Origin of the sequence: Pedobacter miscanthi, assembly GCF_032678605.1 — a bacterium.
Lineage (GTDB): Bacteria > Bacteroidota > Bacteroidia > Sphingobacteriales > Sphingobacteriaceae > Pedobacter > Pedobacter miscanthi_A.
On record NZ_JAVTSU010000016.1, the window covers coordinates 117,754 to 135,765 of the forward strand.

Sequence of the window (18,012 nt, forward strand, 5' to 3'; positions counted from 1 at the left end):
AAGTTAATTAATTGGTAATGTAACGGTTGGACTATACAACCTGCCTGTTAAACCCCATTGAGGAGAAACAGCAATATTTAACCAGTTGTAAATAAGCAATGGAATATCGACACCGTTAGGTACTGAAAGATAAGCTGCCGGTGAAATATCAGGTGAGATATTCGGCGAAATTTCTTCAAAGCCCGCAAATGTTACGTTGCTGCTGTAAGTAAAATTATTTCCTTTGCCTGATTGATCCAACATCGTGGTACCACTTGTTTCATTTCCTGGCCAGAAGCCAAGTAGATTATTAAAAAACGGGGTAGTTGATTTAATCTGAGTTCTCATAACTGCAGCTACATCCGTTGCAGACATGGTAACATTAAATAAGGCTACATCCCTGATTAAAATATTGGTTTGCGAATCGCCGTTGGTTCCTATATCACCGCCTAGCCTAAGTGCCGTTGTATTGTCTATATTTCTTCCATTTATAGAGCCAGAGTATCTGGTTAAACCATCTACATATAAAGTAAGTGTTCTTACATTATTAAGCAAACCTATGGTAAAGGCCACGGTATGCCAACGTCCGTCGCGGATATCGATACCAAAGCCAGGACGTGGTGTGCCACCCCAATCTAACTGTGCAGAATTTGCACCGAATAAAAAGCCCCATCCTGTAGAAGAAACGGAGTTAAAAGCATTTCTTTTTGCAAGGAACATCGGATAATAATTGGCCTGGCCATAATCATCCCTAAATTTAAACATAAAGGTATAATCGCCTGTGGTGCCAAAATTGCCAATTGCAGTATTATTTTGTATGGCAGTAACATTTGCATTGGTTGTTGCTATAAAACGAGGTCCGGTACCTACAAAAGGGTAACTGCCAGGATCAGGTTGTGAGATCATAACCGACGAAAAGCGTGGATTATAAAAAGCAATGTAAGCATTTCGTGACGGATCGTTAAAAATATTCGAACCCGGTACACCACCAGATTGGCCACCACCTTTATTTGAAGCAATTATTACCAACCAGTTTTCTCCTGAATATCCTTTTCTGGCTTTTAGTGCTGTTAATATTTCACCAATGTAGCCATCAATACTTCTTATAGCAGCTGCATAAGCAGGTGTAGCAGCGGTATAACCATTAGCTGCGCCAGCGGTTTCGGCACTATGAAACTGTGCAACTACCATTGAAGGGTTATTACTGCTTAGTTCGGTAATTACTCCGGCTTTAACTGCGGCATCATCAGCTACATTTTGTTTTACAGTTGCATCTGTTGCCAGTTTATCATTAAACACCGTTGTAGATGCGATTGAAACTGTTCTGGGATTATTTAATGAATTTTTAACCCTGGTAAAAACAGTTGGTGTATTTTGTAGGTTTAAACCAGTAAAATCTTCGGTAGTTACATTATGTTTGGTATAATCGTAACCGGTTAACATGCTTGTCCACGCAGAAGCATTGGTAATTACATTGTATTTGTTATCGGCCAAACCATCGTAAGTGTAGGTGGCTTTGGCATTAATCTGAGCGATATTGGTGGGTGCAAGTGTTTTTATTGCAGCACCTGTTACACCATCCAAAACGATATATAATACCTTTTTCCCAGCCCCTAAGCCTAAGGTATCGTTTCTGAAATTTTGTGGCAATGTATTTTCAAAATCCTTATTACAACCAGTGGCCATAAGGAATAACCCAAATACCAGCCATAGCCCCAGGTATTTTAAAGTTGCAGTTAATGTAAATCCTTTTTTCATCTGTTATTATATTTGAAACTATTTTGATCAATTAGCAAAATTCAGGCGTATGATATTGTGCGGCAAGGTTCCGTTAAAACGGAGGATATCGCCCACTAAAATTACCTTTGTGCCTGTAGCTACCGTGGTTTCTGTCATGTCGTAAATTGCACCCTGAAAACCACCGGTATTGTTATATCCTACAGCTAGCTGCCCATTGGCTTCTAATACCATAAAACCCTGACGGAGATAATCGCCGTATTTATTAAAGGAGCCACTTACGATAATTTTTCCGTTGTTAAGCTGGCCTACAAAATTAGCAATGCCCCCTGTTATTGGTTGTCCGGTAAAAGTTGTAACATTAGATCCATCTGCATTTAACAGGTTAATACCCGAGGCCGCTTTACCGTTAAAACTGGTAAATGTACCACCTACTACAATTTTATTTGTAGTGGCATTGTACCTGATTGAAATGATGTCGCTATTGGCACCCGCACCTGCACTAAAACTGTTATCAACACTGCCATCAAGGTTTAACCTCACAATGCGGTTGGCCAGCGTTCCATTAAAGGTGCTAAATGTTCCTACAAGAATTAATTTCCCATCACTCTGCATCATGGCATCTAAAATGATACCGTTGGCACCTATTGCACTTTGGCGGGTTGATTTGTTATAATGAAAGGTAGAATCCATGCTACCATCCATATTTACCCTTACTACCTGGCGCATTCTTGTATTATCATATATCTTTTCATCATAACTCGAATTGGGTAAATACATCCGTTTGTAGTTATTAAAGTTACCTACAATGTACACCTGTTCGTTAAATACAAAGGTTTTTCTTACTACTCCATCAACACCGGCGTTAAAGGTGGCAACGGTATCGCCATTTTTATAAGTTTCCTGTGGTTTTGGGTTAATTACATCCTTAAGTACCAAACTATCTAATGAGCCATCGCTATTTAACCTGGCAATATTATTCAGGGTTTGGCGGTTAATACGGGTAGAGTTAAAACTGGTAAAACTCCCGCCAATGATATACTTGCCAGCCTGGGCACCAGTTGGGATACGGGTAATTGAATAAATAGATTTATCGGCACCACCTGCACCTTTACCAAATTTAACCCCGCTTGTGGTATAGGCACCATCGCCTGAAATTTGCGCGATACCCCCAATTGGCAGTTTTTCGGTTCCATTTAATTCAAAATCGTTAAATGCACCGCCTAGAAAAAAGTTACCACCAGGTAAAGCCTCAATATCAAATATGGTACTTGGACTGAAACCATTGGTATTGTTTGTTGCACCATTAACCACTTTCCAGCTGGCATCAACACTTACTTTACCACCCACTTTAACCACCGGACCAAAAAAACTTTGTCCTTGTGAGGTAATCCACATACTGCCCGTACTGGCCGTTAAAGGAACTTTGAAAGTTAAGGTGGTATCATTTGTAGATGCCTTTACCACTTCGGCTTCTATTTCATTTACAAACACTTTAAAATCGTTGATATATTTACTCAGGCCTTTTACCCTTACCGTTAAAACATCGCCGGCATTTACCACATCTGGTTCGATCGTTTTAGAAACGAAAGTGAGATCCAATGGTTGTTTACCGCCGGCATAAGGATCTTCGCCAAGGCCCTTCTGTTTTTGGCAGGAAACAAAAGCTGTTGTTAAGCATATTGCCCCGAACAAAAACAGCTTAAATTTATATTGTATGTTAGTTAACATTTTTATTCAATTTATGGATAAAATAATAGACCTATGGAGTTGGTGGATTAATACCTGCAGATATGGCCTGTTCGATAAAAACATTTGTATTAAAGCCAAAATTATGCGAGATTTTAGTGAGCACATGTAAAACACCGTTTGTGGGCTGAATATCTGAGGTAGCAACCGGAATGTTAACCAATGATACCTGAGGGTTAGACAGATCGGGTATATAGGCCAGGTACAATTGGCGGTAACCTGCATAAGATACCCTCGAAAGTTCTTCTCCTTTATCGCTATACACTACGGCATCATTAAAAATCACCCCGATATTCATGATCCTGCCGCTATAGGAGGTATAACCCTGACCAGGATAAGCGAGGTACGATAAAGTATCGCGTTGGGGGTAATCTTTTAAGCGGTTACTGCCTTTAAAAATGTATTGTGACAGTATATTTTTCCATACTTCAGGTTTTATCTGCGATAATTGCGAAACGGTATCCTTACCTGTAACCCTTAATCTTACATTTAAACCTTTAATGGATTTAAAGATTGAGCCACTTGGCGGTGCAAAAAATGTGATGTTCTCTTTACTGATTACATCGGCCAACCCGGCGAGTTTAATTACCGTTAGGGTTGAATCGAAAAACGGTTTCTTTGCTTCCATGTACTGCATAATATTGCCATTATATTTTGCTTCATGTACGCCCGTTTCTATATAGTATTTTTTACAGCCGGTTAAAACTGATAATATACAGATTACTGAAAATAGCAGTGTTTTATAATTCTTCTTCATCATCATATCTATTAGTTCCAAAAATTATTACCGATTAAACTTGGGTTTGCGCTTCGCTCGGCAGCGGTAATGGTAAGCGGCCAGGTCCAGGCGCCCGCATTAAGGTTAGCTACCGATATAGGCGAGTTAGTGAAATCAGAATTTAGCACTCTTTTTGTTCTTACCAGATCAAAAAAGAACTGCCCTTCGCCAATCAGTTCCCTGCATCTTTCTCTATAAATCTCATCTTTTAAGTCCTGTCCGTTTTGCGTAATAAGTGGTGCATTGGCCGCTATGGTAACCCTGTTGGCAAAATCTTTTGCACCGCTTTCGTCGCCTAGCTCTGCAAGGGCTTCAGCAGTTAATAAATAACAGTCTGGTAGCCTGAAAATAATAGCACTATCATCGCTTGTGATTGATATTGCACTTCCAGACCCTGTTGAATACGTATTTGCGAATTTTTTAAACTGAAATACCCCGCTCTGAGAATCATAGTTTTCAAACCATGTGCTTACCCTTGCATCTCCGGACCCCGGAAGAAAAAGTTTGCGGATATAATCACTTTGGTAAATAATAGAACTTTGGGTTTTGGTTACATTGCCCTGGTATGGATAATGGGATAAATAATAAGAAAGGCCGGAAGGTAAAGAAAAGCCTTCGCCATAGTTAAAATCCTGTAAAATGCCGAACAGGTTTTCAGAGCTACGTCCTTTAAAAATTTTTAACGTATTGGCGGGTGTAACCGGCAATATTTTATAATCACTATAAGTATCCAGTTCGGTAGCCAGCGTTTTTACGGCCTGATAATATTTTGTTTTATCGCTGGTATCCCAGGCTGCAGCCCACATATTTAAATGCATTAACAATGCAACTGCCGATGCTTTTGTAGGCCTGAAACCATTAGATGTAGCATCGTTATAAAAATTAGGTAAATCAGCTTTTGCTGCAGTCATATCTGCAATACACCTGTTCATTACCGTAACTTGCGAAGTTCTGCCTTGTGGTGTACTGTGGTAAGCATCGGTATAATAAATGGCATCGCCGAATAACTTACAGATAAACATATAACTCAGGTTGCGTAAAAATACGGCCTCAGCTTTATATCTTTTTTTATCAGCCTCAGGCAAGCTTGATGAAGGTACTTTATCAACTTCGAAGTATAAGATATTGGCTGCAGCAACCACATCATACCATTCTTTCCAGCTCATAACGTTTTTCATCATGGCGTTAAAACGCCCGCTGCTGGCCACAAGAAATTTCATGTTGTTACCTGTAAGTGCAATAAAAGTATTGGCACCATCGCTGCTTAAGCTCCCTATGCCAACCTTATTGCCCCTCATTTCTAAAGCAGGGAAGAAAGCACGGTCATCCTCATTAAAAAAAGTAGGTGAACCTGCAACTTTTGATTTTAGCCTTGAGTAAATTCCGTTTGTAAATCCCTCTACATCTTCACGTGTTTTCCAAAAGTTATTTCCGCTTTGTGCTTCAATTGGGGTTACATTTAGAAATTTTTTACAGCCAACTGTGGTAAAAACCAGGGCAGCAAAAAGGATTAAGTATTTTGTATTTTTCATCTGTCTAATTTTTAAAACTCAATGTTTAAACCTAATGTAAACTGCTTTGGAGAAGGATAACCTCCTGAGTCATCTCTACCTAAACTGGTTACATTCTCAGGATTTGGTCCGGAGTAGCGTGTTATAAAACCAAGGTTGGCTGCTGTAACATTTATACTTACCCTATTCATTCCAAACCTGCTGGTAAATCTCTTATCAAAAATGTAATACACTTTAATTGAGTTTAGTTTAAAGTATGAGCCATCTTCCTGAAATGCCGTTTGGTTTAACCTGAAAGGATCGATAATACCTGCGCGAACAAAATCTAAAGGATTGGCATAAGTTGCATTCTGTCCGGGTGCACTCCAGTAATTAAGCTGATCAAGCGGCACCAAACTACCGAAATTTTTAAAGTCGGTATAATTCTGTAATTGTTTACCCAACGGGTTATTGATGATATCACGTACCAGGGTAAAAGAAGTGTTTACCTCTACACTCCAGTTTTTCCACTGCAGGTATGAATAAAAACCGCCGGTTATTTGTGGCTGTGAATTACCTGCAATAACCCTATCGTTACCATCAAGCACATAATTTCCATCCAGATCGGTAAAAACAGGATCTCCTGCCCTGAAATAATTTAAGCGGCCGGTACCTCCTACTCGGTAAGGTAAACCTGTATTCGGATCAACAGGAACCTGGGCATTGGTAGAGTATACACCTTTAGTATTGTACAAGTAGTTTGATAACGAATTGGTACCTAAGCGATAATAGGTATCCTGTTGTAACGCTTTATCATAATAAATTAAGTCTCTTAACCCATCTGGCAATTGTGCCAAAATTTCTCTGTTGATGGCTAAGTTTCCTGATATGGTCCACTTAAACGGGCTTGTAGGACTTAATGGACGGGCAGTTGTTTGAAATTCCCATCCGTAGTTTACGTTACTGATTTCGTTGGAAGCCACCGTTTCGAATGAATTGGCATTTGAAATATCCTTATACCTGAAAATGTTATCGTTTTGTTTGTAATAGGTATCAAAAACGAATGAAAAACGGTTTTGGAACAAACTAAAATCAACACCGGCGTTATAAGTAGTTGCTTTAGTAGGCTGTAAATCTAAATTCGGAAGTCTTTTTAAATCCAGAATAATGGAATTGGCATTATTATAACGGTTTCCTCCCACATATTTACCGTAGGCATCAAAAACACCTCCTACGGGCTGTATGTTAGAACCATAACTTAAACGGATATCGGCATAATCAACCCATTTAATGTTTTCCATAAACTTTTCTTTGTTAAAGTTCCATTTTAAGGCTATAGATGGATTAGCGATATAACGGGCATTTTCACCATTTGCCGAGTTGGCATCTAAACGGTAGTTAAAGTCTAATACATATTTTTGTTTATAGTTATAAGAAAATGCACCGGCAAAGGCTACGCTCCTGGCATCGTTATAATCAATGGTTCCACCCAAAGAAGTATAATAATTCGTCATATTGGTTAAAGGACCTCTTAACTGATCGTTAACCCCTTTTTCGTTCAATATGGCATCGGCTTTAAAAAAGCTCGAGTTGATTTCGGTAAAGGCAAAAAGGTTAAAGGTATGTGTATCTTCTCCCGCAGCATCTTTTAAACCATATACGTAAGAGAATTGGTTCCGGCTATATAATTTGGTAGCACGATCGTTATAGGTATAATATTTTGATTGGTTGCCATTTAAGGCCGCCGGCGAAAAATTATCTTTTGTACCGGTACTATTGGTATAGTTTAAAAAAGTAGCAATCCTAAAATTCTTAAAAACCTCATACTCTGCATTAATGGTAGCAAAGGTTTGTAATGATTTATTATCATTATCGGTTTGTAATTGTGCCAATACCCCACTTTGAGAAGAGAATAGAGATGGTGAAGGCAATAAACTGGAGGCCTGGCCCGTAGTGGCTAAACCACTATTTAAGAAACCATTACCACTGCCTACCTGCTGTTTTTGGATTGAATTTTGCAACTGACCAAACAACTTAAATTTAGGCGTTGGGTTATATTGCATATTCATATTTAGGTTATACCTCGAATAGCCTGTATTCTCCTGAATCCCGGTTTCATCATAAGCACCTAAACCCACTTTATAGTTAAAAGCTACATCACCACCCGAAATACTTACGTTATGGGTTTGGTTAAAAGTATTTCTGTAAAAATAGGATTGCCAATCGGTAGAATTATTGTAGTAGGCATTTAAACTATCCGCCAAAATCGGATTATAATTGATCATATCTACTGCATGGTTATAAGTGGTATCGTTCTGCAGGATCTGATTGATCCTTAACTGGCGCTCACCTTTACCTCCAATAACACTACGCAATTGAGGAACCATTGAAAAGAAGGATGCACCGGTATAGCGTACTACAGGTATTTTAGAGTTACCGCGTTTGGTGGTGACTAAAATAACCCCATAAGCACCTCTCGATCCGTATAATGAGGTAGCAGCAGCATCTTTTAAAGTAGTAATATCTTCAATATCTTCTGGCGGAATTTGTGAGATAGGTGATACACCCGGCCCGGCTTGTTGAAAACCATACGAATAATTGGTATTGTCATCAACAGGTACCCCATCAATAACAAACAATGGTGAGGTTGGAGTTAAGAAACTAGAGCTTCCTGAACCTGATACGTTGATATTCGAAATACCACGTAAGGTAATAGAACCCCTAAAACCCGGTGCACCTGTGTTGTTTTGAATGTTAAGACCAGCAACTTTACCTTGTAAAAGCGACATTACATCGCTTGCAGGCTGCCCCTGGATATCTTTACCCGAAATGGTAACGGTAGATCCTGTGGTTAAGGTTCTGGTTTTGGTTTGGTAACCTGCCGTAACCGTTACCTCTTTAAGGGTAGCGTTATCGCCCTGTAAAGTAAGGTTAATGGTAGTTCTTCCATTTACCTTGATGGTTTGCGTGATGTAACTTAAATATTTAAAGGTAATTTCTGCATTTGATGCAACAGTTACCCTATAATGGCCATCGCCATCGGTTTGGCCTAAAACCTTGCCAGCGCTTAAAATGCTTACACCCGGCATGGTTTCTTTCTTTTTCGATTCGCCATCATAAACCGTACCGGTAACCGCAATCTGCTGTTGAGCCAGGGCAATATTATGCAAACCAAAAATCAATAAGATTACTATACTGTAAAAATACTTCATTGGAAATATGTTTTGTTTGGATTTAGTTTGTTTCATCAGTCGTTATCAAATTTTGGTTTGTCGTTCTTAAACTGAAAGATAATTTCCCAATCGCCCTCCTCGTAGATCTTGAAATTTAATGCGAGATAACAGTGCAGTAAAGCCGCACCAAATGCCTGCCTGTCGAACCTGAATACAACCCTTGCCGCACCGCCATCTGTAGTGGTATATTTTGTAGGATAAATGGTTAACGGAATGGGATAGGCCACATCAAACTTTACTTTTGTGGCGTCTTTTACCATATTAAAACCGTGCACTAAACTGCCCCAGTCGGTTAAAGCAAATTTATTCGGATCGATAGCCTGTGCCAGTGTATCTATAAATTTGAAACTGATGCTGTGCCCTGAATAACCAGGAAGGCCTTTTGGTAATTTATTAAATACCACGGCTACATCATTGGAAGATAAAAACTGGTTGGTTCTTACGCCGGTAATAAAAAGGCCGGACGGACTAACAGAGGTAGAAGTTCCCTGACCTGTAACCGGATCAAGTGGTGATGGCTCATACGGGCGCTCACGCAGTGGTGCAAGGCGCATATTCTGAAAATATTTCCTTCCTCCGGTATTCGACATTTCTACATCAAAAACATAACCCGAATCCGGTTGCGCTTTAATCATATTGGAGTTGGCTTCTGCCCACATCAAAAACTCACCAGAATGCGGACGTACTTCGAACAAAGGATGGTTTTCGATTACACGTTTTGCCTCAATTTCGGCCAGCGTTTTCTCCGTACCATCATAAGCCGTTTTCCATACCTTAACCGGATAAAGCTTGGTTAATTCAGGAGCAGGCTCACCGCCAAATGTGCGCATGTTTACAATTTTAAAATCCAAAGGCCTGCTTGAGTTGCCGTAGGTAAAATTGTTGGTAAATAAGGTATTTCTACCCAGAGTAGGCTGATACAGAAATTGTGTATACTGACTATCGTTAGCGATAGACAACCTATTATCGGGCAAATTTTTCTTACACGACACCAATATGAGCATCATGCCAGTTAGCATTATCGCTACACTAAGAAAGTATTTTTTAGTTTTCATCTTCATAAGGCTATTGGTCTATTCTGTAGGTAAATTCATCAAACCCAAAATTGTGCAGTGGGGTTAAAATGTTGATGGTAGCATTATTGGTTTTAATGTTAACCGCATTGGTAGTGGTGGTTATCCAGTTAAGTTTAATGGTTGAGCCGAACATATCACTATATTCTAATGTGGTAGCTCCTCCGCCTATAAAGCCAGATGCATCTGCCTTTAATGCTTTAACATGCATAGGATAACTGCTATCTATCGTAACTACTGAAATACCATCAACCGTGCTGGCATAAGCATTAGTTGTTAAATTACCCCTTACAATGTATTTCGAAAGCATAAATTCCAGTTCTACCGGATCGGCAGTTTTTAAATAGATAGGAGCCCTGCCACCGGCTTTTCTAACCTGATTTAAATATTTAACCGATGCTGCAAAATTTTCGTTTACCGGCGCAAACAGGGTAACTTTCTGATTCGTTAACGAATCTTTTAAGGCGGGGAAACGATCCAATACCGCCAAAAGCGAATCGAAAGTGTTAGGTTTGGATTTTAAATAATCCATAGCCGAGCCTTTAAAAGTTTGTACTGTATTGGTATAATCGTAATATGGCGAATCGCTTTTTTTGCAGGCACTAAAATAAATGCCGGTAAATGCGAGCAGTAATACTAGACTACTTTTAAATGATTTCTTTTTCATCCGTAAATTTCTTTTTCAATGGTGATGAAGCGATCATGATCTGAAAATCCAGACGGCTCATCATCCTATAAATAATTATTGCCAATATGGATTTTGAGTAACTGTTGGGTTGGCGTTGATTACATCCTGCGATACCGGCCAGTAAATACCACCTGCACGCTCAAACTGTGTAAATGTGAGCGGCACACCATTTTTTCTGATAAAGGTGCCTGTAGAATTTTTAATCCTGTTGTACCTTACAAGGTCGTACCATCTCCACCCCTCTCCCATTAACTCTCTTCTGCGCTCCTCAAAAATGGCATTTACCAAATCTGCACCTGTTGTTGGATCGTAAGGAAGTGTGCCTCTTAAATTAGCTGCTTTGTTTAGTGCAGAAATGGCTTCATCCTTTTGCCCTAATACGGCACAGGCTTCGGCCCTTAGTAAGGTAATTTCTTCTATACGGCTAAACAGCATGGTAGAGCTAAACAAGGTTAGGTTACCCGAGGTTTGAGCGGTATAAATCACCTTAATTTTGTTAAAAATGGGTTGCTCAGAAGCGAAATTGTAAAAATAATTGGTACGGTATAAACCTGTAGTGGGGTTAACACTGAACCTTAAATCTCCCGGATCGGTAAATATTTTAAGGATACTATCTTTTGGCACAAACATTTCAGGTTGTGTTTTTGGGATAAATGGCGATGCCAAGGTTAACTGCTCAATATGGCCGTTCGCTGTTGATAAACCATTACCTGCCTCGAATGGAAAACCTACCAGTACAGTTGCACGTTTAAAAGCAAATGGACTGTAGTAATTCACATTTTCTGTTAAGGCGTCCATATCTAAATAAACGATCCCGTTAGAGCCGCTTCCGTTTGATTTGGTATAGTTATCTAACACAAATTTCGAATAAGTAGCCGCATCAAGGTAATTACCCTGCCAGGCCGCAATGTGTGCTAAAATGATGTAGGCCGATAAACGTGTAAAAATATTTCCGTTCCAGCTAGACCAGCCGTCGCCATAATATAGCCCTGGTAAAATGGGGTCATCGCCACCATATTTAAAAGGTACCACCTGCGCAGCAGCCAATAACTCGGCAGTAGCATATTGTAAAACTTTATCTTTACCTGTTCTTGGTAACTGGATAAAATCGCCATCATGAGAGGAGGTTAACAAAGGCACATCGCCCCATATCCTTACCATGTAGAAATAGGCAAATGCCCTTAATATTCTGGCCTGTGCAATATCTACGTTATTGTTTATTGTGGTATAACGCGAATCTAACGGTACAATTTGTTTAGAGCGCTCAATAAATAAACTTGCCGCATTAACTACCGCATAAAACCTGCGCCAGTTCGTAATCCTGTTAATAACCGGGTACTGTGCATTTAACTGCCCCGTAACAATAGATTTTAAATCTGCACGGTTGGTAATCTGAAAATCGCCCTGACGTAAATCGCCCATTAACCAGTGGGTATTATCTGATACCGTGGCCGAACGCATTAAGCCATATACCGAAAGTAAATTTGCCTTTGCATCTTCAAGCGTTTTCCAGTTGGTATCTTCGGTGGCCAATCTTGTTGATTGTACATCATCAATTTTTTTACAGGAAAAGTTACCCATACCAACCATGGTTAGTATTAACCCAATGGTAACCGACTTGTAGATACTAATTTTATAATTAGAATAATTCATATCAATTATGGTATATTTTATAAATCGAGTTTAAAGCCTAAAACAAATGTTCGTGGGATGGTAATATTTGCACCGTCGTATATTCCATTGTAATTGATCAGTTCTGGATCAACACCTGAAAAATTGGTCAGTGTAAATACGTTTAAGGCTGTAGCATACAAATAAGCTCTTCTGATTTTGCCACCCGCTTTTTTGAATAAACCTGTTTTACTGAAATCGTAACCAAGTGTAACCGATCTTAATTTTACATAAGAGGCGCTTTCCAAAAACAGGTCCTGATCAGAACGATAAGGATCTACCGGGCTCCATGGATTATATATCGGATAGTTTTTCTCGTTATCGAACGATTGCCAAGAAGAAACTTCCTTAACCGAATTGATATCGTTTCCAGCCTCGCGGTTTACAAAACCATAACGGGTTGCCTCGTATTGGTTTATTGCTTTTTGCCCCGCAGCAAAAATAAAATTGAAGTTTAAATCGAAGTTTTTGTAAGCAATAGTATTGTTCCAGCCACCAACAATTTTTGGTAATCGATCGCCGGTTAATACCTTATCTTTACTATCAATGCGGTTATCATTATTGTAATCAACCCATTTCGGATCACCCGCTTTTAAAGGAATACCGTTAAAGGTTCTGCCAGCGGGCACTTCAGCATCACTGTTATAAATACCTTCATTGGTATATAACCAATAACTGCCAACCGATTTTCCTACCTGTAATTTATTATCATTCTGATAAATTAGTTCGTTTAAACCATCAGGTAATGCCGCAAGCTTATTTTTATTAAAGCCTATGTTTAAACCTGTGTTCCAGCTTAAACCGTCGCGTTGTTGTAAAACAGCTCCATTAACCAAAAGCTCTATCCCTTTGTTGTTAATATCCATACCCGATTTATATTGGGTAGAATAACCAGTTTCAACAGCAACAGGTAAACCAATTACACTGTTCTTATCATCACGGTTATATACCGTTACAGCAGCATTGATACGGCTGTTTAACATGGTTGCATCTAATGTTACACTGGTTCTGTCTGCAAATGGCAGGCTAATGTTATAACCAATAAAACCACTATTATATGGGCGGTTAATACCCAGTAAACCACCGTAACCTGGTATAGTTGGTTCTTCTTCCCATCCGTTTTCTGAACGGTATTGTGGTCCTGCAGCAAAACGGTCATCCTGGAAAATCCTCAAAGTCCTGCCCCAGCCTGCACTTAAGTGTAATGCATCAATGGCATTACTGTCTTTAAAAAATTGTTGTTTTAAATTCCAGTTGGCATTAAATGCCGGTGTGGTTACCCAACGGCTATCAGGCTGGCCATTTGAAGCGCCATCTCTTCTTAACAATGCGCTTAAGGTGAACAGGTTTTTATAAGCGTATTTTGCAGAGCCATAAAACGACATTAAATTATTACGCTCTTTATCTATGTACCTGAATACATAAAAATTGCCATTGGCCAGTACGTTTAAGTAATCGGGGTTATCAGCTCCGTCTTTAGTTGGGTTACCATCTACAAACGCCAGTTTTACATAATCGTTCGGACCATTATAAGCCCTGGAATAATTGTATTTGTAGGTATCGCCCTGTAAGCTTTGTCCAAGTTCAAAATCAACTACATGATTTTTATTAATATCATATTTGTAGCTAATGTTGTTATTGATGGATACCCTTTGACTATAACCAAAGTAGTTAGATATGTAACTAATCCCTGCCAGTAAAGTTGATGGTATAAAATAATCCCTCACCCCTTCGTTATAGTTAAATAAACCTGTAGTTGAGATGGTAAATTTATTCACCTTTGCACTTAAGGTCAGGTTTCCGTTTAATACGGTAGAACGGTTATTATCTACGTTTCTATCGTTTTGAGTTAAATAGGAAGCGTAAGATTCTGCATTAGGAGAAAGCGGACTGCTTAAATCCGGAATGTAACGTGTTTCGGCAAAGCGATCGCGTAAGCTTTTGTTCCTGGTACGATCTAAACGGGCCGTATTAACCGTACTCGATACAGTAAGCCATTTAAAAGGCGCCATATTTATCCCAAAAAACAAATTGTACCTATTTAATCCTGTGTTATCAGCGTTTCCTGCATTTTGCGTACCCGAACCAAAAAACCTAAAATTTGCGCGGTCTGTTCCTCCGGTGATGCCTAAATCAGCAGAAAAAGTTGGCGTGTTCTGGTAGTATAAGTCAGTCCAGTTTGATGGACCAAAATAGGCCACATTGGTAGAATCGCGTAAATAAGACGCCAGGTTGCCGGTAGGGTTATATTTTTGGTAAAACTGACTTCTGAAATTATTTTCATAAACCCCGTTAACGGTATTTACTTTTGGAGCAGTTACATAACCAAAATAAGAATTTACGCTAATATCTCTAAGACCAGCCTTCGCGCTTTTGGTAGTAATGTATATCGCTCCATTGGCTGCATTCGGGCCAAGTTTAGCCAGTTCGAAAGGATCTTTTATTACCGTAATAGATTGTATATTATTAATATCTACCTGCGATAATAAATTGGTTGCAGGGCCAATCCTGTTATAGTCGTATTTTTGCACATCAAATGCAAAAGGATTATCAGCTACCAGGGGCACACCATTTAAATAGATAGCCGGCTGTAAAGCGTAAATATCTTTTTTGTTAAACAGCAGGCCCGATGTACCTTGTATAATAATACTCTGCTCAGTTCCAGGTTCACCATTGGGTTCCTGTACATAAACTCCGGCTAAATTGCCTTTAATAATCTGTTGTAACGACAGGTTTGGAACTGGTGCTGCCGAACGGATGTTAACCGTATCGCGTACTGCTTTAAATTTTTGCAATGCCTTGATCATTTGCCCAATCGTATCTGTTTTTACAGCGTTTGCGGATAAATCTTTTTTAGATTTAGAGGTATCTTGCTGAAAGGCAAAATAGTTGCTATTGATCCTCTTAATCAATGCCTCATTGGCATGTGAAGATTGAAATCCAAAAACACATAAAAACAAGGCAAAACAAATGCTTGTGTAAATTTTAACCATTTGATTAGTTTTTGTTTGATTTTTTTGTTTAAAGAAGAAACTCGATTGCTTAAAAAGTAATTAAGAAATTACCTCGGGTTGTTTTTTTTGGGCACAGCAATGCCTGGAGACAAAAAGTAAAATTTTTGAACATACGGATGTGGTTTAGAATTGATTAATATAAATTCATAGCCCTAATAGGCAGAACCATGAACGGTTTAGTTATTGCTTGTTTGTTATACCTTGGTTAGAGGTTATTTTATTAGTTAATTATTCCTGTGGTTAGCAGGCTTTTTTTGCTCGTACACTAAAAATAAAATATCGGCTAGTATGATTTGTTAATGCAAGGTATATATTAAGAAAGCCGGATTTTTATTTTTTTCAACGCAAACGTTTGCTTAAAAAATGCGTTAATCACTAAACTATAGGCACATAAGTGTTTTTTTAAAAACAATGAGTTGCTCTTTTTTTTAGCTTTTATGAAACTTATATTCTCTTATTGTATAACATGCTTAAAAAAACATTAAAATGACAATGATCACTATCTCAAAAATTAAAGCATCGTAAGCATATTTTGCCTTAGTATAGATTTTAAAATACAATTGATTGTTTTATAAAACGACATCAGAAATTATTGAACACAAACTAAGCGCAAACGTTTGTTTTTTTTAATACACAGCTAAACAACAAACACAAACAACTGTATTACAAGTAATTAAATAAAAAAATCACTTAAAAACTTTTGAGTGATTGCTCTTACTGATAAAAATCAGCTTCGTTTTTTTAAATTAAAATGCTGTTGATTACGGCCTCTGATGCCGCCTCGCAAAAGTCGATTCCGGAGTAATCCGGATTGTAACCACCAATGTATGGAACGGCCATCATGTAAATTCTTTTATTTGCAATACCATTTTTATCCACTACCTGGAAATGATCATTTATGGTAATTCCAGGGACTGTTAAATAGTAAGTATCATCATCATTCCGCGTTACTAAATCGTTATTCTTCATTGCTGCTTTTCCTTTTTCGGCAGATTTAAACTTTAACCTTGCAGGGCTTAACGTTTTATGATGAATTAAGCTTTTAAATGGAAGATCGTTAAAGGAAAGATGCGGCTGACCGATACAATCGATAAAGGTATCGAAGTGAGTAGTCGTTTTTTTACCGTTTATTTTATAATGATAATTTGCTCCACCTGTTTTTAAGGGTTCTATCCCGGCGTCATCTCCAACAGCAACAATACGCAACACACCAGCTTCATGTAAGGCCAACAGTTCTCTGCAAGAACTTTGAGGCACAAATGCAATTACAATAGAAATTAAGGGCATTAATACTTTTTGTAACCGTTGCATGTCTTCGGCCGAAAGGTATTTTGCCGGATAGTTCATGGCAAAGCTCAGCACTGCTAAAGCTTCTTTCCAATAGATAGATTTTCTCTTTTCGATGGATTTTTCTGCTTCTTCATATTCTTTTTTAAATAAATCGAAAGGCTCCATCTTTTCCCGATAACCCATCATGGCTTCTACAAATTCTTCGAGCTTCATATCTTTGATCTTCTTGTAAAAAGCCGGATCTTTTTTGATAAACATCTCTTTGAAATTCTTTTCAAACACAACATCTAAAGGTAAAAAACCGTTGTTATCAGCTATACTTTTATGAATTTCGGCCTTAGTTAAGGTTTCCTCTTTGCCCAGGTGAGAATCTTCCAGATGAAACCTGATGGCCGGCAACAAGCCACTTCGCGAGTGCATCACAATTTTAAACCCTTTGCTTTCTAGCTGGTAAGAATATGTTCCATCTTCATTATCTTCAAATTTTCCGTTTTGCCTGGCCAAAGTCCTTAAAGCATCAATTGCTGTTAAAGAAGAGCCCATAATGCCTACAGTGTGATTTATCTTTAGTTTAAGCTTTTTGGGCGGATAAGGGGAATCGAAGTAGTTTGGAATACTGCCTTCATATCTTTTTGGCCAATTATGACCAATACAAATAATGGCCTGATCGAAATACGCCTGATCATGATTTTTAACACTAACGGCTACTTTATCTTCATCAGGAAAATCAATCACGTCTTCCACGATACAGTTTAAATGAACATTGGTTTTAATGCCTTTTTTCGCCGCAGCATCTTTTAAGAGATTAAACTGAGCAGATAAATATGCGCCGAAAAACAACCTGGGTAATACCTTGTACTCATTAAATTTTGCTTCATTAATGTCGAACTTTTTCAAAATCGATTTTGGTGCAATTTTCACCCAATCTTCAATAGAATTATAGATAACCGGAATTTCATTATCTGATACATTGGTAATATGTTCTACATTTGCTCCTTCTGCGCTGTATGGCATACCAGCACCCAAATAATCTTTACGCTCAAATATATCGATCTCCAGATCAGTTGTTTCTGATTCCGTCAACCTTTTGTACATAAAGAGACCACTTGGGCCCCCACCAATAATGGCTATTTTGTGTTTTGCTGTTTTTGTATTCATTTATAGTTGATATAATCCTAAAAAGATGAAATTGTTTTGAATGTGGTTAAAAAGTCCAGGGGGCGGAGGTCCGAAGTCAGAGGATATCTATCGAAAAATCATCATCTCGAGCGGAGTGTAATGTAGCCGAGAGATCTATCGAGCCAAATCTC

The 18,012-nt window shown here is 38.6% G+C and carries 10 protein-coding genes; all 10 read right to left on the reverse strand.

Features of this window, described 5'->3' with window-relative positions:
• Positions 1-3 precede the first annotated feature (3 nt).
• Positions 4-1,737 carry a DUF4983 domain-containing protein gene (locus R2R28_RS22005; RefSeq protein WP_316827808.1) on the reverse strand — a complete coding sequence of 578 codons (1,734 nt, stop codon included), beginning with the start codon at positions 1,735-1,737 and terminating at the stop codon, positions 4-6.
• Between the two features lie 27 nt (positions 1,738-1,764).
• Positions 1,765-3,447: a DUF5008 domain-containing protein gene (locus R2R28_RS22010; RefSeq protein ID WP_316827809.1), complete on the reverse strand. Its 1,683-nt coding sequence runs from the start codon at positions 3,445-3,447 to the stop codon at positions 1,765-1,767.
• A 31-nt stretch (positions 3,448-3,478) separates the two neighbouring features.
• Positions 3,479-4,243, reverse strand: coding sequence for a fasciclin domain-containing protein (locus R2R28_RS22015; RefSeq protein ID WP_316827810.1), 765 nt, complete (start codon positions 4,241-4,243; stop codon positions 3,479-3,481).
• Positions 4,234-5,775: a RagB/SusD family nutrient uptake outer membrane protein gene (locus R2R28_RS22020; RefSeq protein WP_316827811.1), complete on the reverse strand. Its 1,542-nt coding sequence runs from the start codon at positions 5,773-5,775 to the stop codon at positions 4,234-4,236. Before R2R28_RS22020 ends, R2R28_RS22015 begins: the two co-directional genes overlap by 10 nt.
• Positions 5,776-5,786: 11 nt before the next feature.
• On the reverse strand, positions 5,787-8,945 hold the full coding sequence (locus R2R28_RS22025) for a SusC/RagA family TonB-linked outer membrane protein (protein WP_316827812.1): 3,159 nt from the start codon (positions 8,943-8,945) through the stop codon (positions 5,787-5,789).
• Between the two features lie 35 nt (positions 8,946-8,980).
• Positions 8,981-10,021 (reverse strand): DUF5007 domain-containing protein, encoded by a 1,041-nt coding sequence (locus R2R28_RS22030; protein WP_316827813.1) that lies wholly within the window; start codon positions 10,019-10,021, stop codon positions 8,981-8,983.
• A 10-nt stretch (positions 10,022-10,031) separates the two neighbouring features.
• Positions 10,032-10,706 (reverse strand): hypothetical protein, encoded by a 675-nt coding sequence (locus tag R2R28_RS22035; protein ID WP_316827814.1) that lies wholly within the window; start codon positions 10,704-10,706, stop codon positions 10,032-10,034.
• A 75-nt stretch (positions 10,707-10,781) separates the two neighbouring features.
• Entirely contained in the window at positions 10,782-12,380 is a 1,599-nt protein-coding gene (locus R2R28_RS22040; protein WP_316827815.1) for a RagB/SusD family nutrient uptake outer membrane protein, read from the reverse strand.
• Between the two features lie 17 nt (positions 12,381-12,397).
• Positions 12,398-15,391: a SusC/RagA family TonB-linked outer membrane protein gene (locus R2R28_RS22045; RefSeq protein ID WP_316827816.1), complete on the reverse strand. Its 2,994-nt coding sequence runs from the start codon at positions 15,389-15,391 to the stop codon at positions 12,398-12,400.
• Between the two features lie 762 nt (positions 15,392-16,153).
• Entirely contained in the window at positions 16,154-17,860 is a 1,707-nt protein-coding gene (locus R2R28_RS22050) for an FAD/NAD(P)-binding protein (protein ID WP_316827817.1), read from the reverse strand.
• Between the last annotated feature and the right edge of the window lie 152 nt (positions 17,861-18,012).